15 protein-coding genes are annotated in these 20,206 nt (G+C 70.3%); 10 read left to right on the forward strand and 5 right to left on the reverse strand.

The window, feature by feature from the left end:
- Positions 1-22: 22 nt before the first annotated feature.
- From ACYVJJ_RS02085 to ACYVJJ_RS02095, 3 genes are all read left to right on the forward strand, one after another.
- Positions 23-1,918, forward strand: a complete 1,896-nt coding sequence (locus ACYVJJ_RS02085) for an XVIPCD domain-containing protein (RefSeq protein ID WP_460830696.1) — start codon at positions 23-25, stop codon at positions 1,916-1,918.
- Positions 1,919-2,008: 90 nt separating this feature from the next.
- Complete coding sequence (gene tal, locus ACYVJJ_RS02090; RefSeq protein WP_460830698.1) at positions 2,009-2,959, forward strand: transaldolase; 951 nt, start codon at positions 2,009-2,011, stop codon at positions 2,957-2,959.
- Positions 2,960-2,996: 37 nt separating this feature from the next.
- A complete protein-coding gene (locus ACYVJJ_RS02095; protein WP_460830699.1) occupies positions 2,997-3,557 on the forward strand; it encodes a hypothetical protein in 561 nt (186 codons plus the stop codon).
- A gap of 349 nt (positions 3,558-3,906) precedes the next feature.
- Here the strand turns inward: ACYVJJ_RS02095 and ACYVJJ_RS02100 are convergent, their stop codons facing one another.
- The 3 genes from ACYVJJ_RS02100 to rpoH form a co-directional block, all read right to left on the reverse strand.
- The gene (locus ACYVJJ_RS02100; protein ID WP_460830700.1) at positions 3,907-4,383 is read right to left on the reverse strand and encodes a metallophosphoesterase family protein; all 477 of its coding nucleotides are present in this window, start codon (positions 4,381-4,383) and stop codon (positions 3,907-3,909) included.
- A gap of 37 nt (positions 4,384-4,420) precedes the next feature.
- Positions 4,421-4,771, reverse strand: coding sequence for a hypothetical protein (locus tag ACYVJJ_RS02105; protein WP_460830702.1), 351 nt, complete (start codon positions 4,769-4,771; stop codon positions 4,421-4,423).
- Between the two features lie 154 nt (positions 4,772-4,925).
- Positions 4,926-5,813, reverse strand: a complete 888-nt coding sequence (rpoH, locus tag ACYVJJ_RS02110) for an RNA polymerase sigma factor RpoH (protein WP_460830703.1) — start codon at positions 5,811-5,813, stop codon at positions 4,926-4,928.
- 224 nt (positions 5,814-6,037) lie between these two features.
- Between rpoH and ACYVJJ_RS02115 the strand changes: the two genes are divergently transcribed.
- The 3 genes from ACYVJJ_RS02115 (at position 6,038) to ACYVJJ_RS02125 (ending at position 7,917) form a co-directional block, all read left to right on the forward strand.
- The gene (locus tag ACYVJJ_RS02115; protein WP_460830704.1) at positions 6,038-7,078 is read left to right on the forward strand and encodes a LacI family DNA-binding transcriptional regulator; all 1,041 of its coding nucleotides are present in this window, start codon (positions 6,038-6,040) and stop codon (positions 7,076-7,078) included.
- Between the two features lie 222 nt (positions 7,079-7,300).
- The gene (locus tag ACYVJJ_RS02120; RefSeq protein ID WP_460830706.1) at positions 7,301-7,651 is read left to right on the forward strand and encodes a hypothetical protein; all 351 of its coding nucleotides are present in this window, start codon (positions 7,301-7,303) and stop codon (positions 7,649-7,651) included.
- Complete coding sequence (locus ACYVJJ_RS02125; protein ID WP_460830708.1) at positions 7,651-7,917, forward strand: hypothetical protein; 267 nt, start codon at positions 7,651-7,653, stop codon at positions 7,915-7,917. Before ACYVJJ_RS02120 ends, ACYVJJ_RS02125 begins: the two co-directional genes overlap by 1 nt.
- A 1-nt stretch (position 7,918) precedes the next feature.
- On the opposite strand, the gene ACYVJJ_RS02130 is transcribed toward ACYVJJ_RS02125, so the two are convergent.
- Positions 7,919-9,604: an alpha-amylase family glycosyl hydrolase gene (locus ACYVJJ_RS02130; RefSeq protein WP_460830709.1), complete on the reverse strand. Its 1,686-nt coding sequence runs from the start codon at positions 9,602-9,604 to the stop codon at positions 7,919-7,921.
- On the reverse strand, positions 9,601-11,106 hold the full coding sequence (locus ACYVJJ_RS02135; RefSeq protein ID WP_460830710.1) for an MFS transporter: 1,506 nt from the start codon (positions 11,104-11,106) through the stop codon (positions 9,601-9,603). The genes ACYVJJ_RS02130 and ACYVJJ_RS02135 overlap by 4 nt, the downstream gene beginning before the upstream one ends.
- A gap of 251 nt (positions 11,107-11,357) precedes the next feature.
- Here ACYVJJ_RS02135 and ACYVJJ_RS02140 point away from each other — a divergent pair, with 251 nt between their 5' ends.
- The 4 genes from ACYVJJ_RS02140 to ACYVJJ_RS02155 all read left to right on the forward strand — a co-directional run bounded on the left by ACYVJJ_RS02140 (position 11,358) and on the right by ACYVJJ_RS02155 (position 19,963).
- On the forward strand, positions 11,358-12,971 hold the full coding sequence (locus ACYVJJ_RS02140) for an alpha-glucosidase family protein (RefSeq protein ID WP_460830712.1): 1,614 nt from the start codon (positions 11,358-11,360) through the stop codon (positions 12,969-12,971).
- 246 nt (positions 12,972-13,217) lie between these two features.
- The gene (locus ACYVJJ_RS02145; RefSeq protein ID WP_460830714.1) at positions 13,218-15,947 is read left to right on the forward strand and encodes an alpha-1,6-glucosidase domain-containing protein; all 2,730 of its coding nucleotides are present in this window, start codon (positions 13,218-13,220) and stop codon (positions 15,945-15,947) included.
- A gap of 4 nt (positions 15,948-15,951) precedes the next feature.
- Positions 15,952-17,994, forward strand: a complete 2,043-nt coding sequence (locus tag ACYVJJ_RS02150) for a glycoside hydrolase family 97 protein (RefSeq protein ID WP_460830716.1) — start codon at positions 15,952-15,954, stop codon at positions 17,992-17,994.
- Positions 17,995-18,067: 73 nt separating this feature from the next.
- Positions 18,068-19,963, forward strand: coding sequence for an alpha/beta hydrolase-fold protein (locus tag ACYVJJ_RS02155; RefSeq protein ID WP_460830717.1), 1,896 nt, complete (start codon positions 18,068-18,070; stop codon positions 19,961-19,963).
- Positions 19,964-20,206: the final 243 nt, after the last annotated feature.

Raw genomic sequence — 20,206 nt, forward strand, 5'->3', positions numbered from 1 at the left:
TCCAACAAGCAAGGATGCTGACATGGCACAGGACTATTCCCGCCGCCAGGTACTGGACATCATCGAAGCCGAAGCGCGTGAGCGAGGCATCCCGCGCGACGACTTCCTGCGTTTCGCCTACATCGAGACCGGTGGCACTTTCGACGAACGCGCCTCGCGCGGCGCACGGGGCGCCAAGGGCTTGTTTCAGTTTGTTCCGGCCACTGCGGTGGCCTACGGCATTGCGGGTCGGGAGTTTGATCCGGTTCTCAACACCGATGCCGCGGCCCGCCTGTATCTCGACAACCGGCGCGGGCTAGCCAACGCGCATCGCAATGACGGCCGCGCCTACCTTTCGGGCAAGCCGGAACCCGACGGACTCGACATGTATCTCGCCCACCAGCAGGGCCTTGGCGGTTACAAGTCGCTTCAGGCCGCACTCGCGACAGGGCGCTTCAGCCGAGACGACACGCGCTCGAACATCCTCAACAATGTGCACCCGGATGACTTCGAGCGCGTTACAGGCGTGAGCTATCGCGATGCTCAACGTCTGTCGGATCGGGACCTCGCTCGAACATTCGTCGCCTATTGGGATACCAAGTTCGATCGAGTACGGATTCCCGAGAAGGGTATCGAGCCCGTCCGCGAATCGGTCAGCAAACCCGCACCAGCCGATTCGACGATGCAAGCTTCCGGGAAGCAAACGGTGTCGCTCGATCGCGCTCATGCACTGAGCATCGAGCACGATGACGTTCGCTACGAAATGTCGAAAAAGTCGGTGCGCGGTGGAACGATCGATTGTTCGGGCTGGGTCGTGATGCTGCAGAACGCCACCATGCAGGAGATCAACAGCAAGGCCGGGCGCGAGATCTTCTCCCGCGGTGAACTGTTCAGCCCGGCAATGGATGGCGCGGCGATGATCGTCGAGAAGGCGTCCCGGCAGTCAGGACACCTGCTGGAAGGCGCACAGGTCAACCTCTCCACACTTCGCGAAGGCATGGTGATCGGCGAGGACAATGGCAGGAAGAACTGGGACGCGGGCCGCTTCAAAGGCATCGACCACATCGTGATGGTCATGCGTGATCCGGCCAATGGTCGGCTCATGGCGAGTCAGTCGCGCAGTGGTGAAGGCGTTGAACTGGTCCCACTCGATCAGTACCTGCAGGCAAAGCAGGCGCGTGGGACGAGGCTCTATGCGGCTGATCCGCTGCACGAGGCACGCGCACTGATCGAGCGTCCGCATACGGAAGCAAAGTCCGAGCGCGACCGCACCACGCCACCAACCTCCACGACGCGTGTGGCCACGGCGGAACATGATGGCGTACTCGAGCGCGGTGAGAAGGGCCCCGCCGTCACCCGGCTGCAACAGCGCCTCGCCGATCTCGGCTACCGCGGCGCCGACGGTCGCCCGCTGGCGGCGGATGGCGACTTCGGCGCCAACACACTCGCGGCGGTCAAGGCGTTCCAGCTCGACCACGGCCTGGAAGGCAAGGGCATGGTCGGGCCGAAGACGAATGCGGCCCTCGACCAGGCCAGCAAGGCACTGATGACCGACCCGTCCCACCCGCATCACGCGCTGTACCGCGAGGTGCTGGAGAAGGTCCAGGCAGCCGAGAAGGCTGCGGGTATCGCGTCGGGTCCGCACAGCCGGCAGATCGCGGCGACGGTCGCGGTCGAATGTCTGCGAGAAGGCTTGCAGCGCATCGATCGCGTCGAGATCAACGACACGCGAACGCTCGTACGCGCGGTGCAGGCAGGCCCCGGCCGCGATGAAGCGGGCCTCGGTCGCACCGATGCGATCAGCGTGCCGCAGGCGGCGCACCAGTCCATCGCCGAAAGCAGCCAGCAGATCCACCAGGTCGCGGTGAACCGGCAGGCGCAGGAGCAGGACGCGCGCCAGCAGCAGCAACAGCAGGCGCGGCCGGTACCGGCCATGTGATGCCCGCGCCGGCGGGACGGGCTTCCGCCCCGCCGGCCTCGTGCACGGCGCGTCGAGCCGATCGCACCGTGCGTGCGCGACAATGACGCGATGACGAACCGACTCGACGCCCTCCGCCAGCACTCCACGATCGTCGCCGACACCGGCGACATCGAGGCCATCGCCCGCTTCCGCCCGCTCGACGCAACGACCAATCCGTCGCTGCTGCTCAAGGCGGCCTCGCTGCCGGCGTATGCGCCGCTCGTCGACGCCGCGGTCGCCGCTGCGCAAGGCGAGACTCGCGACACACGCGTCGCGGATGCGAGCGACCGCCTCGCCGTCGCCATTGGCGGCGAGATCCTCAAGCTCATTCCGGGCCGCGTGTCGACCGAAGTCGATGCACGGCTGAGCTTCGACACCGAAGCGACGGTCGCCAAGGCGCATCGCCTCGTCGAGCTCTACGACCAGGCCGGCATCGGGCGCGACCGCCTGCTGATCAAGATCGCGTCGACGTGGGAGGGCATCCGCGCGGCCGAGCGACTCGAGCGCGAGGGCATCCAGTGCAACCTCACGCTGCTGTTCTCGTTCGCGCAGGCAGTGGCCTGCGCCGAGGCCGGGGTGTTCCTGATCTCGCCGTTCGTGGGGCGCATCCTCGACTGGCACGTGGCGAGCGGCGCGGCGAAGCCGGCGACGCCGCAGGACGACCCGGGTGTGCAGTCGGTGACGCGCATCTGGCAGTGGTACAAGCGCCACGGCTACGCGACCGTCGTGATGGGCGCGAGCTTCCGCAATACCGGGCAGGTGCTCGCCCTCGCCGGTTGCGACCGCCTCACCATCTCGCCGGAGCTGCTCGCCGAGCTCGCGGCCGACAGCGGCAACGTGACGCCCGCGCTGGTCGACGATGCCGCACGCGCGGCGGCGCCCGTGCGGCTCGACGAGCCCGCCTTTCGCTGGCAGCACAACGAGGACGCCATGGCGACCGAGAAGCTCGCCGACGGCATCCGCAAGTTTGCGCAGGACCAGCTGCGCCTCGAAGCCCTGCTCGCCGCGCGCGCAGGCTGACACGGCCGCAGGACGCGGCGTGCGACAGGACGGGACCATGCACCACGGAAGGATTCGCGCGGCTGCGACCGCGCTCGCGATCGGGCTCGTCGGCTGTGGGCCGGCGCCGTCCGGCGCCCCGGAGCTCGCGTCGCGGGTCGCGAGCCAAGCCGGCGCGGCGCCCGGTGTCGACGCGGGCGCCGTTTCACCGGCCCCGCTGCGCACGGAGGCACCGACCGCGGACGTCGTCCGCGCGCTGGCGGCATTGCCCGCGGACCGGGCCGGCCTGCGCGATCCCTCGGTCGACCGGTTCCTGCGCGCCTATTTCAGCGGCACCTGCCATGGCGACGAGCGCCTCGGCTTCGACGAGGTCTGCGAGCACGCGGACCCGATGCCGGGCGCCGATCCCTCGCCGTGGCCGGACCTCATGATCGGCCTGCGCGATGGCGGCATCGCCAGCGCGGTCCTGCTGCGTGCGGGGTCCACGCCACCGGCCTGGTCGTGCATGGCCGTGCCGGGGCTGGACGCCGCAAAGGCCTGCTTCCCGCCGTCGACCTCCGCCGAGGACCGTGCGCGCTGGATGCAGCAGTGGACGGCGTTCTTCAGCAGCGTCGACTGAGGCGCGGCGAGGTACGCCGACGTGGACCCGACCGGCATGCGTCGATCACGTGCAACCGCCCGCCATTGACGCCGAGCCGGTGTGCGGGCCTGGGTTTCGGCGGACTGCAGGTCGGATTGGGCCCGGGTCCCGGCCCCACCGGGCCCCTGGATCTCCGCGCCCGAGCGATGCCGGCTATACACGCGACACGACCACGTCCATCTGCACTCGCACGCAGGAAGCTGCACGCGGCATGGAGCTGTCCGCCGATTGCGCGACTGCGGTTTACACGACTGCACGACGCCCGGTAGTCCCGCTGCGAATCCAAGTGCGACCCGCACCCTCCATACCCCTGCTTGCGATCGCGGGATCAGCGTCGCCTGGCGAGCGGCACGTCGAGCTCGACAATGCGCGCCTGCACGGCACCGCGCTCGTCGACGTCGAGCACGCCGCAACTGACGGGCAGCCGGAACCGGCGCCGCCCCGCGCTTCCGGGGTTCACGTGCAGAAGTCCGTCGCGCTCGATGATCGCCGGCCGGTGCGAGTGACCGGCCACCACGACGCGCGTCCCGCTCGGTGGCGGATAGCGCGCGAGATCATGCGCATCGTGCAGCACGTGAATGCGCACGCCGGCATCGAGCACGGCATGGTCCGGCAGAGTCGCGGCCCAGGCCTGCATGTCGTTGTTGCCGCGCACGACGGTGAGCGGGGCGATCGACGCCAGCGTGTCGAGGATCGCGGGGTCGCCGATGTCGCCGGCATGCACGATCGCGTCGCTGCCGCGCAGCGCCTCGACCGCCTCGGGCCGCAGGAGCCCGTGGGTGTCGGCGATCAGGCCGATGCGCATCGGGCCCTGCACCGTCGCGACGGATGCACCGCGTGCCTCAGTGCGCGTCGCGGTCGAACAGGCGGCGCCACCAGCCGCGCCTTGGCGCGGTTGCGGGCATCGCGCCGCTCGCCGTGCCCGGCGCCGGCTCGGCCTTGATGCGCGACAGCGAGGCGTCGAGCTCGGCGAGCAGCTCGTCGAGCACCTCGTCGCGCGGGCGCTCGGGATAGCGCGTCACCGCCTCCACGCCCATCTCGACGAAGCCGGCCTGCACGTCGGGCGGCAGGTCGAGCTGGTGCTCGCGATACCAGTGCTCGAGCCGCAGCGCGACGTCGCGCGCGAGGTCCGCGTCGGCAGACACGGGGGCCGGCTGGCTCGGGAACGGACTCGGGGAGGGCGTCGTCTGCATGGTCGATCCTGTCGCGGTGCCTGCATTCGATATATCCGCACGCTCGCGTTGCAGGCGTGATCCGCCGCCGTCGCACAGCGCCGGCATTCATGCCCCGCTCAAAAGCGAACGGCCCGGTTTCCCGGGCCGCCCTCCGTGACACTCAGTGCGTGGCTTACGCCGCGAACAGCGCGCGCATCTTCTTGAGCGCATTCGCCTCGATCTGGCGGATGCGTTCGGCCGACACGCCGTACTCGTCGGCCAGCTCCTGCAGCGTGACCTTCGAGTCGCCGTCGAGCCAGCGGCGCTTGATGATGTCGCGCGAGCGCGCATCGAGCTCGGCGAGGCCCTCGCGCAGGACGTCGAGCTGGTTGCCCTCCTCGTCCTCGCGCTCGTAGAGCTGCGACGGATCCTCGCCCTGCGTCGCGAGATAGGCGACCGGGCTCGGCGGGCCGTCCTCGTCGCCATCGTCGGGCGCGTCGAAGCCGATGTCGCGGCCGGACAGGCGCGACTCCATCTCCAGCACCTCGCGCTCGGAGACGTTGAGGTCCGCGGCGACCGCACGGACTTCCTCGGCGTTCATCCAGCCCAGGCGCGTCTTGCTCTTGCGCAGGTTGAAGAAGAGCTTGCGCTGGGCCTTGGTCGTGGCGACCTTCACGATGCGCCAGTTCTTGAGGATGAACTCGTGCATCTCGGCGCGGATCCAGTGCACCGCGAACGACACGAGGCGTACGCCCTGGTCGGGATCGAAGCGCTTGACCGCCTTCATCAGGCCGATGTTGCCTTCCTGGATGAGGTCGCCGATGCCGAGGCCGTAGCCGTTGTAGCCCCGGGCGACGTGCACCACGAAGCGCAGGTGCGAATGCACCAGCTCGCGGGCGGCGTCGAGGTCCTCGTGGTCGCGGTAGCGGCGCGCGAGCGCCTGCTCGTCGTCGACGCTCAGCACCGGGATGCGGTTGACCGCATTGATGTAGGCGTCGAGCGAGCCGAGCGGGCTCAGCGCCGCCGGGACGGCGACGGGAAGGTTGTTGGCGACGAGGGCAGTGCTGGCTGTCGAGGTCATGGGGTCTAGGTTAGCAGTCGGGTCCTTTGACTGCTAAAGGGCCCGGAAGTTCCGGAGTGTTGCGGGGCTGGAACGCTGGTCGGGCAGGATTCCCGGGTGGATGTGCAGCTGGGATAAAGCCGGCCGGTGGAAGCTGGCCTCTCCCGAACTGGGGGCCGCCACGGCCGTTTCCAGCCCAACGAATGGGCTAGTGAATCCCGGCCGGCCGCTACACTCCGGCCGGCATGACCAAGAAATCCAAGCCGACCTCGTTCGACATCGCCTACCGCGCCGGGGTGTCGCAGGCGACCGTCTCCCGCGTGCTGCGCGGCAGCCCGCTGGTGAACGAGGAGACCCGCAAGCGGGTCGAGGCGGTGGCCCGCGAGCTCAACTACAAGGTCGACCGGCGCGCCTCGAGCCTGCGCACCCAGCGCTCCGGCACCCTCGCCCTGCTGCTGTTCGAGGACCCGACCCCGGACGAGTCGCACATCAACCCGTTCTTCCTGTCGATGCTCGGCTCGATCACCCGCGCCTGCGCCCGGCACGGGCAGGACCTGCTGGTCTCCTTCCAGCAGCTGTCCGACGACTGGCATTCGGACTACGAGGACTCGATGAAGGCCGACGGGCTGATCCTGCTCGGCTACGGCGACTACGAGGACTACCGCCACAAGCTCGATGCGCTCGTCGAGCGCGGCACGCATTTCGTGCGCTGGGGCGCGGTGGCGGCCGACCAGCCGGGCGTCTCGATCGGCTGCGACAACGTCCACGGCGGCCGGCTGGCCGGCGAGCACCTGCTGGCCTGCGGCCGCCGGCGGATCGCCTTCCTCGGCCATGCCTCGAGCCATTACCCCGAGTTCCTCGACCGCTACCGCGGCTGCGAGGCGGCGCTCGCCGACGCCGGCCTCGCCCTCGATCCCACGCTGCAAGTGGATGCCGAGACCAGCGAGGAGGCCGGCCATGCCGCGGCGCAGGCCCTGCTGGCGCGCGGGGTCGACTTCGACGGCCTGTTCGCGGCGAGCGACCTGATCGCGGTCGGCGCAATGCGCGCGCTGCGCGAGGCCGGCCGGCGGATCCCCGAGGACGTCTCGGTGGTCGGCTTCGACGACATTCCCATGGCGCGCTTCGCCACGCCGCCGCTGACCACCGTAGTGCAGGACACCACACGCGCCGGCCAACTGCTGGTCGCCACGCTCATGCAGCTGGTGCGCAGCGAGCCGGCGGCGAGCGCGATGCTGCCGGCGACGCTGGTGGTGCGGGCGTCGAGCCGGCCTGCCGGGATGTCCTGATATCGACGTCGGCCACCGACACGGCGGCCGTATCGCGGGATGACAGTGCGCCGGCATGCAACCCCCGATCGCGCGCCCGCTGCCGTGCCCACGGACACACCCATCGCGCCTGACGTCCGGCCGGGTTCCCGCGACCCAGCGCGTCGAATGTGCGACGCCGCGCGCGTCGGCCTGGGGGATTTCCCCGATGCCGCGGCGCCGCGCGCTGCCTAACGTGGGCGCATGGATGCCCAGTCGCCCGGCCCCGCCCTCCGACGCCGCCGTGCGCGTAGCACACAGGCCGCGCGCTTCGTGCCGGGCGTGCGTCCGCAGCCGGTCGACCCCGCGGCCCGGATGGAATTCGTGCTCGCCGAGGACGTCGCCGGCCGGCTGGTGCTGCTGGACCCCTGGCATCCGGCCTGCGAGACGCTCGACGCCGCCGACGACGTGCTCCTGCTCGGCGTCGCGCCGCTGGCGACGCGGCACCTGCGGCCCGCGACGCTCGTGGCCCTGCAGCTGCGCGGGCGCGTCGCCATCGAGGGCGCCGAGGCCTGCAATGCCCTGCTCGCCTTCATCGCGGACGCGCCGCCGTGATGGCACGCGACCCGACCCGCTACTTCGCGCTCGTGCGGCGGGTCGGCGAGGGCCGGTATACCGCGCAGCTGCCGGATTTCCCCGACCTGCAGGCCGAAGCCCCGCGGCTGGACCTGCTCGTCGCCGATTTGCGCCGGCACATCGCGGCGGCGCTCGCCACGCGGGCCGGCGATCCGCCGGGCCTGCCACCGCTGACGGGACTGCCCGCACGCCTCGCCGCCGAAGACGGCTTCTGGTTGCAGATCGACGTCGACCCGTCCGCCTGATTCAGCGCCGTGTGCGGCGCGCGGCCTCGGCCAGGGTGGCGAGCAGCGCGCGATCGGTGATGCGGCCCTCGCGCACGTAGACCTGGACCCCATGCGCGGGCACCTCGGCCACGAGCAGCGCCTGCGCGACGTCGACCTGCGTTCCATCGAGCGCCGAGCGCCAGGTGCCGGGCTGCAGATGCTTCCCGATGCGGAACGTGGCCGGCGTGGCCCCCTTGTTGAGAAGCACGAGGGCGGTCTGTGCGGTGCCGTCGACCTGCAGCACGCGGTAGAACGCCGCGCGGTCGCCGTCGAACTCGAGGTTCACCTGCAGCCCGCGCTGCAGCGCGGGGGTCGCCTGGCGCACCTTCGCGATCCGTCGCAATGCCGCATGGATGCGATGCGACTTCGCCGCGTCGACGCGCTTCTGCCCGAAGTAGTTCCGGTTGCCGGCGTGCTCGGCGGTGCCGCGCTCGAAGCCGATCTCCGAGCCGTAGTAGATGACCGGGATGCCGCGCGCGGTGAACAGGAAGTTGTGCGCGTCGATGAAATCCTCGTCGGAGCCGTCGAGGCGCGCCATGTCGTGGTTGTCGTAGAACGTCATCAGCTCGTACGGGTTCGCGTACGGGCCGTCGGTCAGGTACAGGCGCTCGCCGATGCGCTCGAAGCCGCCGCCCTTCGTGCCGAAGACCTCCTGCAGGCGTTCCTTCAGCGGGAAGTCGAGCACGCTGATGCCGCCGTTGTGCGGCAGCGTGTGCTGCGCGATGGTCGCTGCGTCGTGGTCGAACGCCTCGGCGAACATGAAGAAGCCCGGGCGCTTCTCGCGGATGCGCTCGGCGAACTTCTGCCAGAAGGCGTGCGGCATCCACGGGATCGTATCGATCCGGAAGGCGTCGGCGCCCTGGTCGATCCACTGCGAATAGGCGCCGACGAAGTAGTCGAGCACCGCGGGATTCGTCTCGTTGATGTCGGAGAGCTGTGCGAGGCCCGGCTTCGTGTTGTACCAGGCGTGCAGGGGGTTCGACGTCGGATCGAGCTTGGAGGGGTGCAGGTTCTGGTGGTCGGCGATCAGCTTTCCGTCGCGGTCGTAGATCTCGCCGAACTTGGGCTGGTCGGTCGGCATCGTGTAGGCCGGCGAGCCGTGGTTGGCGACGATGTCGAGCACGGTCTTGAGGCCGTGGCGCTTGAGGCCGCTCGTGAGCCCGCGGAAGTCGAGGCCGGCGCTCGGCAGGTGCTCGTCGAGCTGCCAGAAGTTCACGCCCCAGTAGCCGTGGTAGCCGGTCTTGCCCTGGTCGGTGTGCATGCCGCCCCACTTCACCGGGTGGCCGCCGGTGAAGGCCTCGTCGGGGTTGTCGACGATGGGCGTGATCCACACCGCGCCGAAACCCATGTCGGCGATGTAGGCGGCGTTGTCGAGCACGCCTTTGAAATCACCGCCGAGGTAGCCGATGTTGTCCGTGCGGCCCTTCGGCGCGCCCGGCGTGGGGCGATTGAAGGTGCGGTGCCTGCCGCCCTGCGTGCGCTGGTCGTTCGACGGGTCGCCGTTGACGAAGCGATCGGTCAGCACGAAGTAGACGGCGTCGGACGCCATCGGCTCGGTGGTGCCGACGAGGGCACGCAGGGCCACGTTCGCGCGCGTCTGCGCCGCGGCGGGCAACGCAACGGCGAGCGCGACGGCGAGCGCTGCAAGGCGGACGGCGCGGCTCATGCGGCGGCTCCGATCGCCGCGGTGCGTGCACGCGGATCGCGCACCCGCAGCACGCACAGGCCCGCCACCACCATGGAGATGCCGCCGATGGCGAGCGCGTAGATCGGCTGGCCGTCGAACAGCGTCTTGAGCAGGAAGCCCAGCAGGCTCGCGGCGACCAGCTGCGGGATCACGATGAAGAAATTGAAGATGCCCATGTACACACCCATCTTCTGCGCCGGCACGCTGTCCGACAGCAGGGCGTAGGGGAGCGAGAGGATCGAAGCCCAGGCGAAGCCCACGCCGAGCATCGAGAGCAGCAGCCACTGCGGATCGCGCAGGAAGACGATCGACAGCAGGCCCAGCCCGCCGAGCACCGCATTGATCAGGTGGCTGGTGCGCAGGCCGAACCGGGCCACCATCTTCGGGATCACGATCGCCGCGAGCGCGGCGAAGCCGTTGTAGGCCGCGAACAGCACGCCGACCCAGTTCGCGCCCTCGTTGTAGGCGGCGGACGTGGTGTCGGTGCTGCCGAAATGCACGCCGGCCACGGCGGGCGTGGTGTAGATCCACATGGCGAACAGGGCGAACCACGAGAAGAACTGCACCACCGCGAGCTGGCGCATCGTCGAGGGCATGTCGTAGAGGTCGTCCATGATGTGCGTGAACGCGCCCCCGCCCGTCGACATCGCGGTCCGCACGAGCAGTGCGAGGCCGTAGGCGGCGATCAGCCCGCCGAGGATGTAGAGCTGCTTGTCGAGCCCGTTGGCGGCGACGATGGCGAGCAGCACGGCGCCTGCGGCGAGCCAGACGAGCGCGGCGATGCGCATGCGGCCGGGCGCGCGCGGCCGCGACGGCAGCGGCGGTGCCTCGTCCCAGGCGTGGAGCGTCTCGGGCGGGTACTCGCGCGTGCGCAGCACCGTCCAGCCGATCGCGAGCAGGAGCACGATGCCGCCGAAGTAGAAGGCATAGCGCACGGTGTCGGGCACCTCACCGGGGCCGGCAGTATTGCCCACGCCCATCTTGGCGAGCAGGAACGGCAGCAGGCTCGCGATCACCGAGCCGACGCCGATGAAGAAGCTCTGCATCGCATAGCCGGTGGGGCGCTGCTTCACCGGGAGCTGGTCGCCCACGAATGCCCGGAACGGCTCCATCGAGATGTTGATCGACGCGTCGAGGATCCACAGCAGGCCCGCGGCGATCCACAGCGCGGACGAGTTCGGCATCGCGAACAGCGCGAGCGTGGCGAGGATCGCGCCGGCAAGGAAGTAGGGGCGACGCCGCCCGAGGCGCGTCCACGTGCGGTCGGAGAAATAGCCCACGATCGGCTGCACGATCAGCCCCGTGAGCGGCGCGGCGATCCACAGGACCGGCAGGGCCTCCATGTCCGCGCCGAGGGTCTGGAAGATGCGCGAAACGTTCGCGTTCTGCAGCGCGAAGCCGAACTGGATGCCGAGGAAGCCGAAGCACATGTTCCAGATCTGCCAGAACGTGAGCTGCGGCTTGTGCATTGCGTGGTTCATCGGGGCTCCGTGCAGGCGGCCGCCTGCGGCGGCGTGGCGAGTGTGGGGCCGGGGCCGCGAGAACGCGGTGTGCGATGCAACATGGAACCGGGCCGCGCCGCGGCGGAATGCCGCGGTGGCGCGATGGTAGACAGCGGCCCCGCCGCACAAATTCCGTTGCAAACGTATTCAACGCCGGAGCGCCGTGGCGCGCAGTCATGCTCCGCCGCCCGCGTGGAATCCTCCGGCGGGGGTTGGCGACGGGACGTTCGATGGCGACGAAGCAGTGGTGGCGAGGCGCGGTGATCTACCAGATCTACCCGCGGAGCTTCCTCGATACCAACGGCGACGGCATCGGCGACCTGCCGGGGATCGTCGACAGGCTGGACTACGTCGCGAGCCTGGGCGTGGATGCGATCTGGATCAGCCCGTTCTTCAAGTCGCCGATGGCCGACTTCGGCTACGACATCGCCGACTACCGCGCGGTCGACCCGATGTTCGGCACGCTGGAGGACTTCGATCGCCTGTTGGCCCGCGCCCATTCGCTCGGCCTGAAAGTGATGATCGACCAGGTGCTCAGCCACACCTCCGACCGGCATGACTGGTTCAGGGAGAGCCGGCAGAGCCGCGACAATGCGAAGGCCGACTGGTACGTCTGGGCCGATGCGAAGCCGGACGGCACGCCGCCCAACAACTGGATGTCGCTGTTCGGCGGCGTGGCCTGGCAGTGGGAGCCGCGGCGCTGCCAGTACTTCCTGCACAACTTCCTCGCCAGCCAGCCGGACCTCAACTTCCACAATCCGGCCGTGCAACAGGCGCAACTGGACAACGTGAAGTTCTGGCTCGACCGCGGCGTGGACGGTTTCCGGCTCGATGCGATCAACTTCTGCTTCCACGACGCGCAGCTGCGCGACAACCCGCCGAAACCTGAGCACCTGCGCGTGGGCCGTGGCTTCGCGCCCGACAACCCGTACGCCTTCCAGTACCACCACCACAACAACACGCAGCCGGAGATGCTCGGCTACCTCGAGCGCATCCGCGAACTGATGGACCGCTATCCGGACGTGGCCGCGCTCGGCGAGATCTCCTCGGAGGACTCGCTCGCCACGATGGCGGAGTACGTGCGCCCCGGTCGTCTGCACATGGGCTATTCCTTCGAGCTGCTCACCGACGACTTCACCGCGGCCTACATCCGCGGCACGGTCGAGCGGCTGGACGCGTCGATGACGGAAGGCTGGCCCTGCTGGGCGATCAGCAACCACGACGTGCAGCGCGCGGTCACGCGCTGGGGCGGCGTCGACGCGGGCGATGCGCTCGCGCGCCAGCTCGTCGCGCTCGTCTGCTCGCTGCGCGGCTCGGTCTGCCTCTACCAGGGCGAGGAGCTCGGCCTGCCGGAGGCCGACGTGCCGTACGAGCTGCTGCAGGATCCCTACGGCATCGCCTTCTGGCCCAACTTCAAGGGACGCGACGGCTGCCGCACGCCGATGCCGTGGAACGGCGGCGACCAAGCCGGGTTCACCGACGGCCGCCCGTGGCTGCCCGTCGCCGAGGCCCACCACCCGCGCAGCGTGGCGCGGCAGGAGGCCGACCCGCAGTCGGTGCTGCATGCGGTGCGCGCCTTCCTCGCCTGGCGGCGCACGCAGCGCGCGCTCGTGGACGGCGCCATCGGCTTCCTCGACACGCCCGAGCCCGTGCTCGCCTTCGTGCGCGAACACGACGGCGAGCGCCTGCTCGTTGCCTTCAACCTGTCGGCCGCGCCGGTGGACTGCGCGATCGACGTCGCCTGCCGCGAAGCGATCGATGCGCCGGGCGTCGATGCCGGCGCCTTCAACTGCGGCCGACTGCTGTTGCCCGCGCATGGCGCGTTCTACGCGATCCTCGACTAGCGTGGCGACGCCGCACCGGCGTCGCGTGGCACCGGTGCGATGCACGCGGGACGCATCGCTCGTCGACCTGCCGGCGCGGAATTCGGCGGCCCGGTCGACATCGGCGTGCAGGCCGCGCCGGCACGCGGCGGACCGTCACGCAGGGAGCCATCAGCCGCGGGTCGCGACGACGTGATGCCGCCCCATCGTGCCCACCGCCGCCACGCCCTCCTCGCCGGACGACATGACGGATCCGCCGGTACGGCCATGCGCACGTTGCGATGCCGCGGGCTCGCCGGGCTTTTCGGCCTCCTGCTCGCGGTGCCCGGCCTGGCCTCCGCGACCGCGCCGTCGCAAGCCGATTGCGACATGCCGATGCATGCGCGGACGCTTCATGCCAGCCCGCGTTCGCAGGCCGATGCCCGCGCGTACTGGCTCGATGCGCGGACCCTGCAGTGGCCCGGCAAGCCGGCGGGTGCGCGGTACCGTCTCGCCTACGCATCACGCGCATCGCTCTCCGCGGTCGACGGCCGTGCGGTGTCCGGCGCCGACGGCACGATCGCACTGAAGGCGTCGACGACGCCGCGGCCCGACGATGTGGCGTCGCGCTTCCGTTTCGTCGGCGAAGGCGTGCGTTTCAACCTCGATGCGAACGACGCCGCCCGCGTGCGACGCCGCATCGCCGACCAGTGGCTGATCGTGCAGGAGGACGCGAACGGCCGCGTGGTCGACGCCACCGGACTGCAGTGGCCGCGTTTCCTGGACGAGGCATTCGACGGCGAGCATGCCGACCTCGGCCTGCACGTGGACGACGAGTCCACCGGGTTCGGCCTCTGGGCACCGACCGCGCAGGCCGTGGCCGTCTGCCTGTACGACGGCGCCACGACGGCATCGACACGCATCGCGGCCCTCCGCCGCGACGATGCCACCGGCGCCTGGAGCGCACAGTGGCCGGGCGACCTGCGCGGCGGCTACTACACGTTCCTCGTGGACGTCGTCGTGCCCGGCGTCGGTCTCGTGCGCAACCGCGTGACCGATCCCTACTCGATCAGCCTCACCACCGACTCGAGGCGCAGCTACATCGCCGACCTCGACGATCCGGCGCTCGCGCCGGACGGCTGGCGCGAGCACCCGCGCCCGCGGCCGCCCAAGTCGAACGTCGACATGACGGTGTACGAGCTGCACGTGCGCGACTTCTCGCTCGGCGACGCGACGGTTCCATCGGCGCATCGCGGCAAGTACCTCGGCTTCACGCACGCGGGTTCGGCCGGCATGCGCCACCTGCGCGGCCTTCGCGAGGCGGGCTTGACCGACGTGCACCTGCTTCCGGTCTTCGATATCGCCACGGTGCCGGAAGCGGGCTGCGTGTCGCCGACGATTCCGGACGCCGGCCCCGACAGCCCGGTGCAGCAGGCGGCGGTGCAGGCCGTGGCCGCGCGCGACTGCTTCAACTGGGGCTACGACCCGTTCCACTTCAGCGCGCCCGAAGGCAGCTACGCAACCGATACCACCGACGGCGCGACGCGCATCCGAGAGTTCCGGCGCATGGTGCAGGCGCTGCATGCGCTGGGCCTGCGCGTGGGGATGGACGTCGTCTACAACCACACGACCAGCTCCGGGCAGGCGGCGACCTCGGTGCTCGACCGCGTCGTGCCCGGCTACTACCACCGCCTGGATGCGAAGGGCGCCGTGGAGCGCTCGACCTGCTGCGAGAACACCGCGACCGAGCACCGCATGATGGCGCGGCTGATGGCCGATTCCGTGGTGCTGTGGTCGAAGCACTACGGCATCGACTCCTATCGCTTCGACCTGATGGGCCACCAGCCGCGCCGGGCGATGGAGTTGCTGCAGGCGCGGCTCGCCGTGGGCGTGGGGCGGCATATCCCGCTGATCGGCGAGGGCTGGAACTTCGGCGAGGTCGCTGATGGCAAGCGGTTCGTGCAGGCGGCGCAGGGCCGGCTCGACGGGACGTCGATCGCCAGCTTCAGCGACCGCGCCCGCGATGGCGCGCGCGGCGGCGGCTGCTGTGACTCCGGCATCGACCTGCTCAAGCAGCAGGGCTGGCTCAACGGGCTGGTCTACGCGCCGAACGCCCATGCCGACGCGGCACGCCCGCGCACCGACCTGCTGCATGCCGCGGACCTCGTGCGCGCGGGCCTCGCGGGCACGCTGCGCGACTACCGCACCACGTTCGCCGATGGCCGGACGGGCGCGCTCACCGAACTCGACTACAAGGGCCAGCCCGCCGGCTTCGCGAGCCAGCCCGACGAGGTCGTCAACTACACCGAGAACCACGACAACCTCACCCTGTTCGACCTCAATGCGCTGCGGCTTCCCGCCGGGACGCCGCCCGCCGAACGCGCCCGCGTGCAGGTGCTCGGCGCGGCGCTCGTGATGCTCAGCCAGGGCGTGGCCTACCTGCATGCGGGACAGGAGGTATTGCGCAGCAAGTCGCTCGATCGCAACAGCTTCGATTCGGGCGACTGGTTCAATCGGCTCGACTGGACGTACACCGACAACGGTTTCGGCGCCGGCCTTCCGCGCGAGTCCGACAACGGCCGCGACTGGCCCCTGCTGGCGCCGGTGCTGCGCGACGCCCTCATCAAGCCCGCGCGTCGCGACATCGAGTGGACGCGCGACGCGGTGCATGACTGGCTGCGCATCCGTGCAAGCACGCCGCTGCTGCGCCTGCGCACGGCCGAGGAGGTGCAGCGTCGACTGACCTTCCTCAACACCGGGCCCGCGCAGGAACCGACCGTCGTTGTGGGCCACCTGGACGGCAGCGGTCGCGACGACGGGCCGCGCGAACTGCTCTATGCGATCAATGTCGGCCCCGGTGCGCGCAGCGTCGCGCTGCCCGCGCAGGCCGGCAAGCGCTGGACGCTGCATCCCGTGCTCCAAGCCGGCAGCGACGCGCGCGCGCGCGATGCGCGTATCGGCCGCGACGGCCGCCTCACCCTCCCCGGCCGCACGGCCGTCGTCTTCGTGATCGAGTGAACCGATGAATGCCACGCGCCCGCACCGCGCCCTCGCCTTCGCCCTCGCCGTCTCTGCCTTCGCGAGTACGCCCGCGGTCGCCGCCACGGTCGCGCAGATCGCATCACCCGATGGCCGGCTGCGGGTGGAGGTCGACCTCGACGACGGTCGTATGGGCTACCGCGTGTTCCGTGACGGCAAGCCGCTCATCAACACGTCGCGACTGGGCTTCCTGTTCCAGGACGTCGCGCAGATCCAGCGCGACCTCGCGTTTACTTCGCAGTCCACGCGCAGCTCCGACACGACGTGGGAGCAGCCCTGGGGCGAGCGCCGGCTCACCCGCGACCACTACAACGAGCTGCGCGCGCGCTTCACCGAGACGATCAACGCCAAGCGCGCGATCGACGTGGTCTTCCGCGTCTTCGACGATGGCGTGGGCTTCCGCTACGAGTTCCCCGACCAGCCGCAGCTCAAGGACGTGCGCATCACCGAAGAGCTCACGGAGTTCGACGTCGCCCGTCCGGCGACGGCCTGGTGGATCCCGGGCGGCGAGTGGAACCGGTACGAGCAGGTCTACAACACGACGCCGCTCGCCGAAGTGGGCCGCGCGCATACGCCGATGACGATCCGCACCGACGACGGCGTCTACGTCGCCTTCCACGAGGCCGCGCTGGTCGACTACTCGGGGATGTGGCTGCAGCGCGTGGAGGGCCGCCGATTGAAGGCGCAGCTTTCCCCGGGGAGCGAAGGCTGGAAGGTGCGCCGCACCGCGCCGTTCCACACGCCATGGCGCACGCTCACGATCAGCGACCGCGCAGGCGGCCTGGTCGAATCCAGCCTGATCCTCAATCTCAATGAGCCCAACAGACTCGGCGACGTGAGCTGGGTGGTGCCGCACAAGTACGTCGGCATCTGGTGGTCGCTGCACCTGGAGACACGGAGCTGGGCGACCGGTGCGAAGCACGGTGCCACCACCGCCGAGACGAAACGCTACATCGACTTCGCGGCGAAGCACGGCTTCCGCGGCGTGCTGGTGGAAGGCTGGAACCCGGGCTGGGACGGACAGTGGTTCGCGAACGGCTGGGGCTTCGACTTCCTCAAGGCCACGCCCGACTTCGACCTCGAGGTCCTGTCGACCTATGCGACGTCGAAGGGCGTGCACCTGGTCGGCCACCACGAAACCGGCTGCGCGGTAAGCCACTACGAGCGCCAGATGGATCGTGCCTTCGCGATGTACGCACGGCTGGGCGTCGACGCGGTCAAGACCGGCTACGTCTGCGACGCCGGGCAGATCGAGCGGCAGGACGTCGAGCGCGGCGCGGTGCTGCGCGAATGGCACGACGGGCAGTGGCAGGCGAACCACCACCTGCGCGTGGTCCGCGAGGCCGCGAAGCATCGCATCGCGATCAACGCCCACGAGCCGATCAAGGACACCGGCCTGCGCCGCACGTATCCGAATTGGGTCTCGCGCGAGGGGGCGCGGGGCATGGAGTACAACGCCTGGGGCAACCCGGGCAACGCGCCGGATCACGAGGCGATGCTCGTGTTCACGCGCATGCTCGCGGGCCCGATGGACTTCACGCCCGGCGTGGTCAGCCTGAAGGGCCGCAACGGGCTGGTCTTCCATTCCACGCTCGCCAAGCAGCTCGCGCAGTACGTCGTGCTCTACAGCCCGATCCAGATGGCCGCCGACCTGCCGGAGCATTACGAGCAGCGCATGGACGCCTTCCAGTTCATCAAGGACGTCCCGACCGACTGGGAGGACACGCGCGTGATCGATGGCGAGCCGGCCGACTTCGTCGCCATCGCCCGCAAGCAGCGCCGCGGCCACGACTGGTTCGTCGGCGCGGTGACCGACGAGAACGCGCGCACGCTCAGCCTGCCGCTGGATTTCCTCGACGCCGGCCGCCGCTACGAGGCGCAGATCTACCGCGATGGCGAGGGGGCGGACTGGAAGACGAATCCGCACGCCTTCGTCGTCGAGAAAAAGACGGTGCGCCGCGGCGACACGCTGTCGCTCTGGCTGGCGCCGGGCGGTGGGCAGGCCATCCGGTTCCGGGCGCTGTGAGCAGGCCCCGCCACACGGTGGCCGGGCGCGACGGCACAACGGCGGCGCAGGGTCCGCGTCGAGGCTCCCGTCCATGAGTGCGTTTGCGTATTCCTCCATCGCCGGCGCGTCGCGCTTGGGCGCCGTGCTTCTCGCCGCCACGCTCATGGTCGGTGGCGGCGCCGCTGCCGGTGCCCGCGAGATCGCGCCTTCCGCAGTCGGCGTATCGGCTGTGTCATCGGAGGCCCCCACGGCAACCGACCCGCGCACGGTCATCGACGTGCTGCACATCGACGCCCCGGGCGTCGCGGACACGCCCCTGCGCGTACGGGTGCTGCGGCCGCCGGGCTATTCGGCCGACGCGGCGCCCGGCTACGCCGTGCTCTACGTCAACGACGGGCAGGACGCGGAGGCGGTCAACCTCGCCGACACGCTCGAAGGCCTGGCCGCCACGCGCACGATCCGCGCCCCGCTGGTGGTGGCGATCGACATGCCGCCCGATCGGCTCGGGGCCTACGGGTATTCCGATCGCGCCGCCGGGCGCAGCATCGTCGCGCCGACGCGCCACGGCGACGTCGGCACGAGGGCACATGCGTACTCCGAATGGCTCGCGAAGACGCTCGTCCCGCTGATCGATGCGCGCTACCGCACGCGCACGACGCCCGATGCCCGGGCGATCCTCGGCTGGTCGCTCGGCGCCGCGCATGCGTTCAACATGGGTTGGCAGTATCCGGAGGTGTTCGGCCGGGTCGGCGCGTTCTCCCCGTCGTTCTGGCTGTCCACCGACGGCACCGACGCACCCGCGACGCAGCGCACGCGCATCGCGCAGTCGCTGGTGCACGGCATGCCGCCGCGCAACGGTGCACGCTTCTTCCTCGCGGTCGGCACTGCCGAGGAGACCGACGATCGCGACGTCGACGGCATCAACGATGCCCTCGACGACACGCGCGACCTCGCACTCGGCTGGAATGCCGATGCCGGCGGCCTGAAGGGGCTGCGGCAGGCGGGTTACCGGGTCGACGCCGACTGGACCACTCGTCCGGGCCGCGGCGACGTCGCGCTGCACGTGCTCGAAGGCGGCACGCATCGGCAGGACAGCTGGGCACGCATGCTGCCGGACTTCCTGCGCTGGGCCTATGCGGTGCGCGCGCCGCGCATCGAGGCGACGGGCACGGTCGAGGGCTGGCAGGACCTGCCGTCGAAGCACGTCGCCGCACGGACGGTCGACGTCTGGCTGCCGCCGTCCTATGGCAGCGATCCCTCGCGCCGCTATCCCGTGCTCTACATGCACGACGGCCAGAACCTCTTCGATCCGGCGCTCGCCTACACCGGCGTCGATTGGGACGTGGACGGCGCGATGACGCGCCTGGTCGCCGAGGGCGCGGTGCGCGAGGCGATTGTCGTCGGCATCTGGAACACGCCCCTGCGATTTTCCGAGTACATGCCGCGCCGCCCGATCGAGGCCGCGCCGCCGCACCGCCGTGCCTTCATGGGCGAGGCCCGGATCGAAGGCGTGCGCTCGGATGCCTACCTGCGCTTCGTCGTCGAGGAGCTCAAGCCTTTCATCGACTCGACGTACCGCACGCGCCCGGGCCGCGGCGACACGTACGTGATGGGCTCGAGCATGGGCGGCCTGATCTCGCTCTACGCGCTCGCCGAATACCCGCGGGTGTTCGGCGGCGCGGCGGCCGTCTCGACCCACTGGCCGGCCGGCGAGGGCATCGTGATCGACTGGCTGGCCACGCAGCTGCCGCGCGCGGGTGTGCACCGTCTCTACTTCGACTTCGGCACCGCCACGCTCGATGCGCAGTACGCGCCCTACCAGGCGCGGATGGACGCGCGCTTGCCCGGCCTGGGCTATCGCGCCGGCCACGACTGGCTCACGCGCCGCTTCGAGGGCGCCGCGCACAACGAGGCCGCGTGGAAGGCGCGGCTGGACGTGCCGCTGCGCTTCCTGCTCGGCATGCCCCAGGCCGGGGCCGCGCCGTAGTGGATCGATGACTGCAAGCGCCTGCCTGGGCTCGACCGCGTCGTCGTGGGCCACGCAGCGCGAGGTCGAGATGGTGGGCGCTGACGAATCGGCCACCCACCGGCGACGCGACGTGCAGCTCGCGGCGGGCGGCACCGCGCGGCGCACGCCTCACGGCACGCGCCCGGCTCCGCGACGGATCGCACTCGCGTTCAGCCCGGGACTCGCGTGTCACGCAGCGGTCATGAATACGTTTGCAGCGCA

This window comes from Lysobacter humi (ex Lee et al. 2017) (assembly GCF_054781815.1).

Bases quoted from the DNA above. Each gene is read 5' to 3' on its own strand.
- ACYVJJ_RS02085 (WP_460830696.1), top strand. From the start codon at position 23: ATGGCACAGGACTATTCCCGCCGCCAGGTACTGGACATCATCGAAGCC.
- tal (WP_460830698.1), top strand. From the start codon at position 2,009: ATGACGAACCGACTCGACGCCCTCCGCCAGCACTCCACGATCGTCGCC.
- ACYVJJ_RS02095 (WP_460830699.1), top strand. From the start codon at position 2,997: ATGCACCACGGAAGGATTCGCGCGGCTGCGACCGCGCTCGCGATCGGG.
- ACYVJJ_RS02100 (WP_460830700.1), bottom strand. From the start codon at position 4,383: ATGCGCATCGGCCTGATCGCCGACACCCACGGGCTCCTGCGGCCCGAG.
- ACYVJJ_RS02105 (WP_460830702.1), bottom strand. From the start codon at position 4,771: ATGCAGACGACGCCCTCCCCGAGTCCGTTCCCGAGCCAGCCGGCCCCC.
- rpoH (WP_460830703.1), bottom strand. From the start codon at position 5,813: ATGACCTCGACAGCCAGCACTGCCCTCGTCGCCAACAACCTTCCCGTC.
- ACYVJJ_RS02115 (WP_460830704.1), top strand. From the start codon at position 6,038: ATGACCAAGAAATCCAAGCCGACCTCGTTCGACATCGCCTACCGCGCC.
- ACYVJJ_RS02120 (WP_460830706.1), top strand. From the start codon at position 7,301: ATGGATGCCCAGTCGCCCGGCCCCGCCCTCCGACGCCGCCGTGCGCGT.
- ACYVJJ_RS02125 (WP_460830708.1), top strand. From the start codon at position 7,651: ATGGCACGCGACCCGACCCGCTACTTCGCGCTCGTGCGGCGGGTCGGC.
- ACYVJJ_RS02130 (WP_460830709.1), bottom strand. From the start codon at position 9,604: ATGAGCCGCGCCGTCCGCCTTGCAGCGCTCGCCGTCGCGCTCGCCGTT.
- ACYVJJ_RS02135 (WP_460830710.1), bottom strand. From the start codon at position 11,106: ATGAACCACGCAATGCACAAGCCGCAGCTCACGTTCTGGCAGATCTGG.
- ACYVJJ_RS02140 (WP_460830712.1), top strand. From the start codon at position 11,358: ATGGCGACGAAGCAGTGGTGGCGAGGCGCGGTGATCTACCAGATCTAC.
- ACYVJJ_RS02145 (WP_460830714.1), top strand. From the start codon at position 13,218: ATGCGCACGTTGCGATGCCGCGGGCTCGCCGGGCTTTTCGGCCTCCTG.
- ACYVJJ_RS02150 (WP_460830716.1), top strand. From the start codon at position 15,952: ATGAATGCCACGCGCCCGCACCGCGCCCTCGCCTTCGCCCTCGCCGTC.
- ACYVJJ_RS02155 (WP_460830717.1), top strand. From the start codon at position 18,068: ATGAGTGCGTTTGCGTATTCCTCCATCGCCGGCGCGTCGCGCTTGGGC.